We start from the raw sequence: 12,617 nt of genomic DNA, 5'->3' as shown, positions 1-12,617 counted from the left end.
AGTTAGTGCTTCTCCTTATTATGTCAGACGCATTAACGCACTTTAAACACTAAAAATAGAATTTTCTTCTAATTTATGTAGTGATTACTATTTTTTTTACCATTAAAACAGAATAGTGATAAAAATAGCTATTTTTATATAGCCTCGTGCATAAAATCGTGCATAAAATCACATCATGGCAAACGATTGCTTTTACTCTTGGGTGAGTTAAAATTGCACCTTTTCCATAATGAGATTTCCCTCAATGTCCGCAAATGTTGTCGAGTCAGATAAAAAGCAACCGATTGCTCCCACTTACTCAGACGAGCTTATCTATCGTCTCGAAGACCGTCCCCCACTACCGCAAACGCTTTTTGCCGCCTGTCAGCATTTACTGGCTATGTTTGTCGCGGTTATTACTCCGGCATTGCTAATTTGTCAGGCACTGGGGTTACCGGCATCGGATACACAGCATATTATCAGTATGTCGCTATTTGCTTCGGGTGTTGCCTCTGTTATTCAAATAAAAGCCTGGGGACCGGTCGGTTCAGGTTTATTGTCCATTCAGGGCACCAGCTTTAACTTTGTTTCTCCGCTGATTATGGGAGGCATGGCGTTAAAAAATGGCGGCGTGGATATCGAAGGGATGATGGCAGCGCTGTTTGGTACACTGATGCTCGCCAGTTGTACTGAAATGATTATCTCCCGCTTCCTGCACCTTACCCGCCGTATTATTACTCCCCTGGTTTCAGGTACGGTGGTAATGATAATTGGTCTGTCACTGATTCAAGTCGGACTCACCTCAGCGGGTGGTGGCTATGCGGCTCTGGCTGATAAGACTTTTGGAGCGCCAAAGAATTTACTGCTCGCCGCCTCCGTTCTGGTCGTCATTATTCTGCTTAATCGTCAGAAAAACCCCTATCTGCGCGTCGCATCATTAGTGATAGCCATGGCTGTCGGCTATCTGCTGGCCTGGTTACTGGATATGCTGCCAGAGAATACCGCATCGACCAATACTGATTTAATCACTATTCCAACTCCGCTCCATTACGGTTTAGGTATCGACTGGGGATTACTCATCCCATTAATGCTGGTCTTTATGGTGACCTCACTGGAAACGATAGGTGATATAACGGCCACCTCTGATGTTTCTGAGCAGCCGGTATCCGGGCCGCTGTATATGAAACGACTGAAAGGCGGAGTACTGGCTAATGGCGTGAATTCCTTTGTTTCTGCGCTGTTCAATACCTTCCCTAACTCCTGTTTCGGACAGAATAACGGGGTTATTCAGCTTACGGGCGTTGCCAGCCGTTATGTTGGTTTTGTTGTCGCACTGATGCTTATCGCCTTAGGCTTGTTCCCGGCAGTCAGTGGCTTTGTTCAACATATTCCTGAACCTGTGCTTGGCGGCGCTACGCTCGTGATGTTCGGTACTATTGCTGCCTCAGGTATTCGTATTGTCTCTCGTGAGCCGCTCAATCGCCGTGCGATTATGATTATCGGTTTATCACTGGCAGTCGGCCTGGGTGTATCACAGCAACCGCTGATTTTACAATTTGCGCCAGAGTGGATTAAAACGCTGCTTTCCTCTGGCATTGCTGCTGGCGGTATCACTGCTATCATCCTGAATTTAGTTTTCCCTCCGGAAAAAGCCTAAGGTTATAGCGCATCGCCAATTTTTAACTCGTGATGCGCCTTAATCATTGCTCATCAGCCCCTTGAGCTATTGCGCCAAATGATGCATAAATTCCTTATTGGAATATCGGGGATCTACAACAATGAAATTGCTCGGAAGACTGATCGCTATTGTGTCAGGAATCGTTGTTCTTGTGCTGGTTGCCTTTTATGTCCTGCTACAAACCCAATGGGGTGCCAGACAGCTCAGTCAATGGGTCAGCAATAATACGAGTTACCAGGTCGCATTCAGCAAAATGGAACATAGCTGGTCAACACCAGATCATTTGATTTTTAACGACATTACACTGGGAAATGCAGACCAGCCAGCCACGGTTGTCGCGAAAAAGCTCGATATCGGCCTCAGCAGCCGACAATTTACTAACCTGCTGGATGTTGATTCCATTTCATTGCAGCAAGGTTCGCTGACACTTCAGGATAATACGCCGCTGCTGCCGTTAAAGGCTTCTCGTCTCCGGCTTCAGGATATGAATATTGAGGATAATAATGCCATATGGCCTGTAACGCTCCAGCGAGCCAATGGCGGTATTGTTCCCTGGCAACCTGAAGCAAATAATCTTCTGGGAAAAAAAGCGAATATTGAATTTAGTGCCGACGCTATGACCCTGAAAGGTATCCCGGCAAGTCATGTATTGTTGCAAGGTTCCGTGGATAACGGCAACCTGGTGTTTTCGACGATGGGGGCTGATATTGCACGGGGTTCATTAACCGGCAATATTCGTCGCAGCAATGACGGAGTCTGGACTGTCAGTAACTTGCGTTTAAACGATATCCGCTTACAAACTGATAAGCCACTAACTGATTTTCTGGCCCCTCTGAGCGAAGTTGCTTCAATAAATATTGAGCGCCTCGATGTGATTGGTGCCCGACTTGAAGGTCCGGCTTGGGCAATTAGCGATTTAGATCTGAGCCTGCAAGGAACAACCCTCACTAAGGGTAACTGGAACAGCGAAGAAGGTACACTTTCAGCAAACGCACGCGAATTTATCTGGAATTCCGTTCATTTGCAGGATCCGATAATCAATGCGGATCTTAACCCACAAGGCTTGTTATTGCGTCAGTTTAGTTCACGCTGGGAAGGCGGTATGGTTCGTGCCAACGGACAGTGGCTTCGAGACAACGATAGCGCAATTATTAATGAAATGGTCTTTACAGGCCTGGAATATACCCTTCCCATTGACTGGAAAGCACTCTGGATGCAGCCGCTGCCTGAATGGCTCTCTGATATGACGATAAAAAAACTGTCGGCTAATCGCAACCTTATCATTGATATCAATCCTGACTGGCCTTTCCAGCTTACCGCTCTGGATGCCACCGCCACCAATCTGCTGATTGCACGTCACCATCAGTGGGGGTTATGGGACGGGAAGCTGTCATTAAATGCGGCCAATGCGACCTTCAACCGTGTTGATATACGACGCCCGTCACTGACACTGGACGCCAGCCCACAGCAAATCACCGTCTCAGAGTTAAGTGGATTCCGAGACAAAGGCATACTGGAGGCAACTGCCACTATCTCTCAGACCCCACAAAGAGTGACAGCGGTAGAGTTAAAAGGCCAGGGTGTTCCGGTGAATACGCTCAAAGACTGGGGATGGCCGTCACTGCCGCTCGACGGTGAAGGAAATTTAAGCCTGTCAGCTAGCGGACAGTTGGCTGCAGATACACCGCTTCGGCCAACGGTCAATGCGACCCTGAGAGCGACTGATGCTCAGGGTCAGCAAATCCAGCAAACCATGAGACAGGGTGTTGTTGCCCTTCCCTGACCCCTACTCTTCTTCGTTGCCCCCTTCCTCCAGGGGGCCAAAAGGTTTCGCTGGCAGCACCATATAGACACCTTCAAATACAGCCCCTGGAATATCATCACCAAAGAGATTCACTTGTAGAGTCACGCGCGCCTTGCGCCCACGAGCAAGTCTGTCTAAATCGCCACTCAACGAGCCCAAATCTGCACTCGCCAAGGGTTTTCCTGTAATCGGGCTGCTATAGCGGATATGCGCATCAACCAGAATAATGGTGCCACCTAAATGACGCTCACGCAGCATCAGCCAAATCAGTCCCCAGCCAGTGAGTGTTGCCAGAGAAAACAAACTGCCAGCAAACAGCGTGTGGTGTGGGTTTTGGTTACCCGTTTCCGGCATGGTAGTAATGAATTTCTGACCGGTATACTGCTGAATGCGTACCCCCATTTTTTCGCTGAGGGGAATATGCTGATACCAGGCTTGCTGTAACTGACCACACCAGTCCGGACGATGTAAAATGTCATCCAGTGAAGCTATGGGTTTGATCATCATAAAATGCCGAATAGGCGTGGTTTGTGGGGCCGTTATCTCGCCGTGATTAACAAACCCCAGCTTGGCAAAGAATTCAACCGCATCTTCTCGCGCACTACAGGTAACACGCTGTACCCCTTCCTGGCGGGCGACCGACTCCAGAGTCATTGCCATCAAGGTACCTAAGCCTTTCGCCTGTACCGAAGGGTCTACCGCCATAAAGCGAATCGCGGCTTCATCATCAGCATTAATATATAACCGCCCTACAGCAACAATATTGCCCTGTTCATCCACAACCATTTGATGATGAGCCATCGCGTCCCAGGCATCTCGCTCAGATCCCTGAGGTTGGTGTAATGGCTTACGCAACATCTGCCAGCGAAAATGATAGTAATGCTCAAGTTCTTCCGGTGTTTCAGGTACACGAAGATGATACATATCTAGCTCTCTTATTTAGTGTCCCAACAGTGACTGCACCGTTTATACCTGGAGCCAGAAAGTCACCGGCCCGTCATTGATTAGCGATACTTCCATATCTGCAGCAAAGCGTCCCGTCTGGGTTGCAGTACCTTGCTGCTGACATTTTTCAATAAAATACTCATACAGCGCTTTTGCCTGTTCCGGGGCAGCACCACCTGAAAACCCAGGCCGCATGCCGCTATCCGTGTCCGCTGCAAGAGTAAACTGAGAGACCACCAGCACACTACCACCAGCTTGCTGAACGCTCAGGTTCATCTTGCCATTGTCGTCGCTAAAAACGCGATAACCCAACACTCGCTGGCATAATCGATCGGCTTTCTGCTGGTTATCGTCTTTTTCTACCCCTAACAAAACCAGTAATCCGGGGCCTATTTCGCCAGTGACTTCACCTGCCACTTTGACACTGGCCTGCGTCACTCGCTGAATTAATGCAATCATTGCTCTTCCGCTTTTTTTTGTTCTGTGGACTGTTTTAACTGGCGATACTCACTGAAGGTAACGGTAATTTCAGCCCCCAGCAAGACAATACACCAGGTCCAGTACACCCAAATAAATAACAGCGGGATCACGGCCAGTACGCCGTAAACCAGCTGATAAGAAGGAAACATCTGGATATAAAGAGTAAACACTTTCTTGCCGAGCTCAAATAGTGCAGCTGCAATCATGGCCCCGATAACGGCATCTTTTACCGGCACACGCACCGTTGGCACCAGGCTATACAGCAACCAGAATGATAACCAGGAAAGTAACAGTGGGAAGATGCGTAGCACATCGTCCATCACGCTATTGATTTCAGATGCCCAGTGTAGCGACAATAAATAGGAACTTATTACCACACTGGTGCCCACCAGCAGAGGCCCGAGCGTCAGGATCATCCAGTAGAGTGCAAATGAATAGAGCGGTGGGCGGGCCTGGGTACTACGCCAGATAGCATTCAGTGCGCTATCGATGGCATACATCAGTAACAGCGAAGTGACCACCAGTCCGGCGGCCCCCACTGCCGTCATTCGATTAGCATTAGCGATAAACTGATCTATGTAACGTTCAATGACATCGCCGGTTGCGGGCATAAAATTGGTGAAAACAAACTGGCGTAGCTGGAGACTGATATCAGCGAAGACAGGAAAGACGGCAAATAAGGCGAAGATAACAGCGACCAGCGGTACCAGGGAAAGTAGGGAGACGTAGGCAAGGTTTCCGGCCATCGTCATCATATTATCCTGGTCAATACGCCGATAAAGCAGTTTTCCCCAGACCATTACAGGCCTTAAATAGCGATCCGTATTACGTCCAGTGCTCCCCAGCATCAGCGTTGTGCAAACCAGTTAGGGATTGTCTGTTTCCCGGTCACCAATATTGCCGTTATACCAAGTTGCCGGGCACTGTTAATATTGTCTTCGTTATCATCGAAGAAGACGGCATTATCGGCACTGAACCCTTCTTCTTCAAGTAATTTAAGATAAATTTCAGCATCGGGTTTTCTCATCCCCATCTGCTGGGAAAGATAAATTTTATCGGCTACTTGTGCCACTTCCGGGTATTCATCCGGCCAGAACTCGCAGTGAAGCTGGTTGGTATTGGACAGGACGACAACCCGATGCCCCTGTTCTCGCAATGCTTGCATCACCGCAATGGTATCCTTGCGCAAACCCACGAATATCGCCTGCCATCCTGCAGTGAACTGTTCGTAGCTTAAGGCCATCCCCAGATCATGGCTCAAGGTTTGCGCAAACTGCTCATCACTGATTTGCCCCCGCTCATGCAGGTGAAATGGCTCACCTATAGTGAATTTGCTCTGTAAATTTGCCAGCGGAACGCGGCTGTAATCACTCCAGACACCCAATACCCGGTTAAAATCGATATCAACGATAACATTACCTAAATCAAAGATATACAGCATGAGCGTCTCCTTTTCCGTCAGGGTGAATCACTGTTTTTATCAGAGTGACAAAGCTCAGTAGAACAATGCGCAACGCTGTTAACAATGACGCAAATAGCAGCTTATACGCTAGCATGTTACAAAAAAAGCAAAAAAAAAGCCTCGACGATCATGGAGCCCACCCCAAAAGTGAGACACCAGTCTGAGTCAGGTGTGGAGAGATGAGTATTCCAAAAACTACACGTACTTTAACAGCTTAAATGATGACGGGTATAAAATAAAAAAGCCTGAGTCCAGTGGAGTACTGAACTCAGGCTTTGATAACTGCTTAATATCAGCTAAGACGAATTATACGTCTTTGCTACCACGCGAAGCGCGTTTACGATCGTTTTCAGTCAGGTGACGTTTACGAATACGGATAGAGGTTGGAGTTACTTCTACCAGTTCGTCGTCATCGATGAACTCAAGCGCTTGTTCCAGGGACATTTTAATAGCCGGAACCGGTCTACTTCCCCTTGCCTGTCCAGCGACCCGGAAGCAGAACATATACCCCGTCATTTAAAAAAAATGCTCTGCAAGAGGCTAATTCTAAATAGCTGCGCGGAATAATAGATCACTTTGAGGGAACTCAGCCCAGATTGTGCGATCTGATCAATCGCCAAAAAGAAACAAATCACTAACCGGACTGAGCGATGCCGATCATAGCACCCATACCCCGTACCGAACGACGCCTGATGCAGAAAACTATCCATAAAACGCGCGATAAAAATCATGCCCGCAGACTGACCGCCATGCTGATGTTGCACCTGGAGAGCGCGTCAGTGACGTTGCCAGAACGCTCTGCTGTGCCCGCTCATCTGTCGGACGCTGGATTAACTGGTTCACTTTGTCGGGTGTCGAAGGTCTGAAATCGTTACCCGCAGGATGTTGCCGTCGCTGGCCTTTTGAACATATCTGCACATTGCTCCGTGAGCTGATAAAACACTCTCCCGTTGATTTTGGCTATCAGCGTTCTCGCTGGAGCACAGAGCTTCTGGCAATCAAAATCAAAGACATAACTGGATGCACCTTAGATGCTGGTACTGTTCGCCGCTGGTTGCCGTTAGCGAGTCTGGTCTGGCGCAGAGCCGCACCGACTCTGCGTATCCCTGACCCGCATAAAGATGAAAAGATGTCAGCCATCCACAAAGCGCTGGATAAGTGCAGTTCAGAATACCCGGAATTTTATGAAGATGAAGTCGATATCCATCTTAATCCTAAAATCGGTACGGACTGGCAGCTGCGCGGACATCAAAAACATGTCGTTACACCGGGTCAAAATGAAAAATATTATCTGGCCGGAGCACTGCACAGCGGAACGGGCAAAGTCAGTTACGTTGGCGGCAACAGCAAAAGTTCGGTGCTGTTCATCAGCCAGCTTAAGTACCTGAAGGCAACTTAACGTCGGGCAAAAACCATCACGCTAATCGTGGATAATTACATTATTCACAAGAGCCATGAAACCCAACTCTGGCTGAAGGCTAACGCGAAGTTCAGGGTGATTTATCAGCCCATTTACTCGCCGTGGGTGAACCACGTTGAGCGGTTATGCCAGGCGCTTCACGACACGATAACGCGTAATCATCGGTGCCGTTCAATGTGGCAGTTACTGAGAAAGGTTCATCATTTTATGAAAACCGTCAGTCCATTCCCCGGAGGTAAACATGGTCTGGCAAAAGTGTAGCGGTATTAGGCACAGCTATTTAGGAGGCAGGGACCGTACCAAAAAGAGACAGAAGTACCAAATGAAAAACAAATCAGATAAAGAGACCATATAATATTCCCCAGCCAGATATAGCTCAGGAACTTTTATTTTTCATAACCATCCTTGTGAGAAAAAAGAGTATTAAGAAACTCATTGCTCACAGGCATAGCTATTTTTTCTTCCAATCAGGGAAATAAGTTTGAATTAATTCATCAGGAGAAGTGCTATGATTTAAAGTCACTTTAAAATTAACTAAAGACTCATAAACACTCTTAATTAGCATCAGAGTGAATCCGGATACTTACTTGAGCAAACATTCGCCTGATAATTATATCAATACAGTTTGTTTTTGTGAGAAATTATCTTCCACCATCCTTAAGAGCATATATTATATATTACAAGCAAGATTATTTTAATAAATAAAGCCAATCACAAAAGACAAAAATCAATCATAATGAGATTAAGACAATTCTCAATTTCGGTTTTTTGTGGGGGTAGTTGTTTGTTTTTTAAACACATTAAATAATGTGGCTTTACCTCACCTTTATGCTTGATCAACAAAAAACAAACTTTATATTTACATCCTCTTTTTTGAGGTGCTATGGTTAAATTCCATACAGGCAGTACAATATATAAGATCAATTTAATAAAGGAGGATTTATGGATTATCAACCGCTGGCGGTATAATTAAATAACAGGCATAAGGGATACCCTTATGTCTGTTTATCCGCTTAATAAGGAAATTATTATGCTGAAATACATTGGTATCGGCGCTAACGAACTTGATACTTACCTTGATTATGCGCTGCTGAGTATTGTGGCTATTTATCTTTATGATGCAATGCCTAGTGAAATGGGGCTTCTCGGAGCATGCTTCGCACTGCCATTTCTTTTTTCAAGTAATTTTTTCGGTAAATTACTCGATAGCGGACATATTCATCACTGGCGTTCTTTTTTCTTCACCATAAACAGCTTTGTAACACCAATATTTATTTTGACAGGCAGCATTTATGGACTGCTCGCTATAGCCTTTATTAAAACAACCGCACGATGCGGGTTGAACATATCAAACGTGAAGCTTAACGAAAATGACGATGAATCGAAAAGATTCTATGAGATATATGGATATCTTATTAATTTTAGTCGCATACTGGTTCCGGTCGCAGTGGTGGCTCTGTATAACCTTTCTGGCATATGGTCTGTAATTGTATTTTCGTCATGTCTGAATGCTTTGAGCCTGTTATGTGAACTTATATCACTTCGGCGAAAGGAGCCAGAGGAGCATTCCGGGAAAAAGAAAAATGTGGAGAAAGAAAAGAATTACTCCTTCACAAGGGAAATGAAGAACAACAAAAATATTTTTTACTTGGTTTCTGGGTACACCGTGGCGAACTTCGCATTTTTTTTAAGCAACGATATGTTAGGTCTTTTCTTTAAAAAGATCGGTGAGAACGAAAATAGCATCGGGTTAATAATATCTCTTATTGGAATAGGCGGGGTCATTGGCACGAAGATAGCGTCACTATTGAATAAAAAACTTATATCCGTAGTCATACTGACAACGTCCGTCATGATTAACACTTTATCATTTGCAATTTTCGGTTTTGTGAGCGGGAATATAGCATCTGTATATATTTTTTACGGATGTATCATCCTGATAGGTATTTCCTCGGGTGTGACTTTTTTTTCCATACGCTTTGGCATCAGGGAGATTATCGGTTTTAAAAATGTCGGTAAGGCCACAGGCACAATACAGATGATGTCTTCTGTAGTAGCAATCACAATGCCCCTCATTGGCGGGTATATTGCGAACGTCCTATCACTGGAAACGACTTTCAGGATAACAAGTTCAATACTTTGTGTTCTTCTTTTAGTTATGTCATGGAATATCTATTCATCAAAACAGAGGGAAAATACGCATGAACAATCAACCAAAAATGAGTGAAATAAACTTTCTGGAAGATAAGCATTATGCATTATACCAAAAAGGAAAGACGAAACAGACTTGGGATATTGGTCTTGACTGGGGGAAAGCTGGCAATGACGATTTCCCTGATGATCTCAAAGAAGACGCGATCACAGTGGCCAGTTTATCCTCCCATGTTGAACTCATCGGGATGGAGAATGCAGCTGAACTGATGCTGCAGGCGACAGATTTTTCTCTGAAGATTGGTCTGGCTCAGGCAGTAAATGACGAAGCAAGACATGCTGAATTGTTTTCACGCTATGCCATATTAGCTAATGGACACATACTGGATTTGTCCAAAACTAGGGAGCTGTACCTAGACCATTTTCAGAAACTGAACACTTTTGATGAAACGTTCCTGAGCCATGTTTTCCTTGAAAATGGTGCACTTGAACAATTTAATCTTTTTATTCATGCATTTGGTGAAAATAGCTTGATCGGGAAAATCTACAAAGGTGCGATGAATGATGAAGCAAAACATGTTCAGCTTGGCGTAAATTATTTCCGACAGCTAATTAAGGCTAAGCCCGCTAAAAAGGAAATGGTTTATGACCATTTAACGACTTTCAAGAAAATTCTTCATGTCAACCCAGAGGGTATAGCATGGCTTTCTAAAACCAGTCGCATACCCGGAGACATTATTGAAAATCGATTTCAGGCCAGACATGATAATTTCATTGATAAGATTATGGAGGGTAAATAAATGTTCTTCGGAGTCAAGATCTTGCCTTCAATCATAACAGAACGTGAAGTGGATATATTTTATCATTATCTGGCGATTTCAGAGACCTTGGGGCATCTTAAAGGAAATAAAGATAGTGAAGATGCACATATGTATTATGCCATACCATATGGAGAAGCTTTACTAAGCTATTATTGTGATGAAATATCCTCTCATGTAGGTGAAAATGTTTATCCAAGCTATTCTTTCCTCTGGAACTATAAGAAAGGATATGTTTTGCCAAAACATAAAGACAGGAACTCTGTCGATTACATTATATCGATTGGTATACATCCCATGGAAATAAATGAATGGAGTATTTATGTTGATGGCAAAGCCTATAACATAAATCGTGGGGATGGTCTTGTTCTTGACGGAAAAAAATTAGAGCACTGGCGGGAAGCCTGCCCATATGATAATAGGCTTCAGCTTATCCTATGTTATACAAGAAGTCCTGACTTAAGATTCGACAAGAGAAAACATCTTGGCTTTGATCCTGTTCCGGAAGTTATAACAAGTCCTCTAAAAAATGAGCTGGATGTTGATGACCCATACATTAAATTTCTGGTAAAAGACCATGTCTGAGTTATTTGAGTTTGACAGTACACATATTTTTTTTGACGGAAAGGTCTTGCTGCGTGACTTTTATCAAAACAAAATTAAAGTCACAATGGGGTTTATGGCTGCAGGTGAATTCAAATGGCTTGCTGATAAAACAGAACGTTTTATTATTCTGAGCGGATGTGCTTATTTTATCCTTGGTGATGATGTATTTCCCGCCCTACCAAATAGTGAAATCACTATCCCGGAAGGTACTGTATTCACAGTAAAAGTATCAGAGCCAATAGATTACAGGTGTTACTATGGTTAGGTTAGGAATTATCGGGACGGGCATGATGGCGGGCATTATCGCCGAAAGTTGCTCTGAGGCGGGAATCAAGTTGCATTCCGTTCTGTCAAGAACAGCTGCATCATCTGAAAAATTCTGTATTAAATACAGCATTGCCCATGACAGAGGATTTATTTGTAGCAAAGATTTTTTTTCTGATGAACAACTAGATGTTGTTTATATTGCTACACCGACATCTGAGAAAGAGAAACTGCTGAGCTTATGTATCGAATTCAATAAACATGCATTGATTGAAAAGCCTTTCCCATCCACCTTATCTATGCAGGCTCTGCTGGATAAGGCCAGTTCCAGACATCTTGTATGGATAGATGCTGCACATTACATCCATACGCTCTGGTACAAGATGCTTGACGACCTATTAAATGAATATGTCGGGATTGTAAACAAAATCCGGGCAAGTTTTTCTTGGCCTGACAAAAACACAGGACAGTTAAAATTCGACCCTGTACTTGAGCCATACGGCGTGGCAGGTGACCTTGGCTGGTATCCGTTAAGAATTATCAGTAAATTCATCCCATGTCGAAGTATCAACAGAATACATTCGATATTGTTGTGCGACGATAATAATACCAACGTTGATATGAGCGCCATTGGGCACACTGATACAGATATTGTTTTTATGGTCAGTGCGTCATATAGCGATTTTGTTGTTCAGCAGAAATTTGAAATATCCGGTTCTAAAGGGCGATTGATCATTAATGATTTCGTTATGTCCTACAGCGGATCTTTTGTATATGGCACGTTACAACCAAATATGAGGGTACAGATCGAGTGGGGCACGAAGCCTTTAATTGATAAAAAGGAAATTATTATTAATATATTAGAAAAACAACATATCACCATGCTGAAACAGCTATCCGAATTTATAAAAAATCCTGACACCTCTCAACTTAAGCAGTTGCAGTCTGAGTGTATTAATACGATGGATCTCCTCCGTATAATTGAAGATTCACACTCCTGATTTCATATA

General features: G+C 44.3%; 12 protein-coding genes and 1 pseudogene. 8 read left to right on the top strand and 5 right to left on the bottom strand.

What is annotated here, in order from left to right; all coding sequences use genetic code 11:
* Positions 1–244: 244 nt before the first annotated feature.
* Positions 245–1,636 carry a uracil-xanthine permease family protein gene (locus Q1A40_RS12970; RefSeq protein WP_300000703.1) on the top strand — a complete coding sequence of 464 codons (1,392 nt, stop codon included), beginning with the start codon at positions 245–247 and terminating at the stop codon, positions 1,634–1,636.
* Between the two features lie 121 nt (positions 1,637–1,757).
* The gene (locus tag Q1A40_RS12965; RefSeq protein ID WP_300000701.1) at positions 1,758–3,440 is read left to right on the top strand and encodes an AsmA family protein; all 1,683 of its coding nucleotides are present in this window, start codon (positions 1,758–1,760) and stop codon (positions 3,438–3,440) included.
* Positions 3,441–3,443: 3 nt separating this feature from the next.
* On the opposite strand, the gene fabY is transcribed toward Q1A40_RS12965, so the two are convergent.
* The 5 genes from fabY to Q1A40_RS12940 form a co-directional block, all read right to left on the bottom strand.
* Positions 3,444–4,385 (bottom strand): fatty acid biosynthesis protein FabY, encoded by a 942-nt coding sequence (fabY, locus tag Q1A40_RS12960; RefSeq protein ID WP_300000699.1) that lies wholly within the window; start codon positions 4,383–4,385, stop codon positions 3,444–3,446.
* Positions 4,386–4,427: 42 nt separating this feature from the next.
* Complete coding sequence (dtd, locus tag Q1A40_RS12955; protein ID WP_300000697.1) at positions 4,428–4,865, bottom strand: D-aminoacyl-tRNA deacylase; 438 nt, start codon at positions 4,863–4,865, stop codon at positions 4,428–4,430.
* The gene (locus tag Q1A40_RS12950) at positions 4,862–5,734 is read right to left on the bottom strand and encodes a virulence factor BrkB family protein (protein ID WP_300000695.1); all 873 of its coding nucleotides are present in this window, start codon (positions 5,732–5,734) and stop codon (positions 4,862–4,864) included. The genes dtd and Q1A40_RS12950 overlap by 4 nt, the downstream gene beginning before the upstream one ends.
* On the bottom strand, positions 5,734–6,327 hold the full coding sequence (gene yihX, locus Q1A40_RS12945; protein ID WP_300000693.1) for a glucose-1-phosphatase: 594 nt from the start codon (positions 6,325–6,327) through the stop codon (positions 5,734–5,736). The genes Q1A40_RS12950 and yihX overlap by 1 nt, the downstream gene beginning before the upstream one ends.
* A 327-nt stretch (positions 6,328–6,654) precedes the next feature.
* Entirely contained in the window at positions 6,655–6,864 is a 210-nt protein-coding gene (locus tag Q1A40_RS12940) for a hypothetical protein (protein ID WP_367275747.1), read from the bottom strand.
* Between the two features lie 134 nt (positions 6,865–6,998).
* On the opposite strand from Q1A40_RS12940, the pseudogene Q1A40_RS12935 reads away from it, so the two are divergent.
* The 6 genes and pseudogenes from Q1A40_RS12935 to Q1A40_RS12910 all read left to right on the top strand — a co-directional run bounded on the left by Q1A40_RS12935 (position 6,999) and on the right by Q1A40_RS12910 (position 12,608).
* A pseudogene (locus Q1A40_RS12935) lies at positions 6,999–8,029 on the top strand (IS630 family transposase).
* Positions 8,030–8,798: 769 nt separating this feature from the next.
* Positions 8,799–9,995 (top strand): MFS transporter, encoded by a 1,197-nt coding sequence (locus tag Q1A40_RS12930; protein WP_300000690.1) that lies wholly within the window; start codon positions 8,799–8,801, stop codon positions 9,993–9,995.
* On the top strand, positions 9,970–10,719 hold the full coding sequence (locus Q1A40_RS12925) for a ferritin-like domain-containing protein (RefSeq protein WP_300000688.1): 750 nt from the start codon (positions 9,970–9,972) through the stop codon (positions 10,717–10,719). The genes Q1A40_RS12930 and Q1A40_RS12925 overlap by 26 nt, the downstream gene beginning before the upstream one ends.
* A complete protein-coding gene (locus Q1A40_RS12920) occupies positions 10,720–11,322 on the top strand; it encodes a hypothetical protein (RefSeq protein WP_300000686.1) in 603 nt (200 codons plus the stop codon).
* Positions 11,315–11,608 (top strand): pyrimidine/purine nucleoside phosphorylase, encoded by a 294-nt coding sequence (locus tag Q1A40_RS12915; protein ID WP_300000684.1) that lies wholly within the window; start codon positions 11,315–11,317, stop codon positions 11,606–11,608. Before Q1A40_RS12920 ends, Q1A40_RS12915 begins: the two co-directional genes overlap by 8 nt.
* A complete protein-coding gene (locus Q1A40_RS12910) occupies positions 11,601–12,608 on the top strand; it encodes a Gfo/Idh/MocA family oxidoreductase (protein ID WP_300000683.1) in 1,008 nt (335 codons plus the stop codon). Before Q1A40_RS12915 ends, Q1A40_RS12910 begins: the two co-directional genes overlap by 8 nt.
* Positions 12,609–12,617 lie beyond the last annotated feature (9 nt).

This window comes from uncultured Cedecea sp., from assembly GCF_947498825.1.
Lineage (GTDB): Bacteria > Pseudomonadota > Gammaproteobacteria > Enterobacterales > Enterobacteriaceae > JGM124.
Note: the sequence above shows the minus strand (reverse complement) of the source record. Positions and strands in the feature narration are given on the sequence as shown.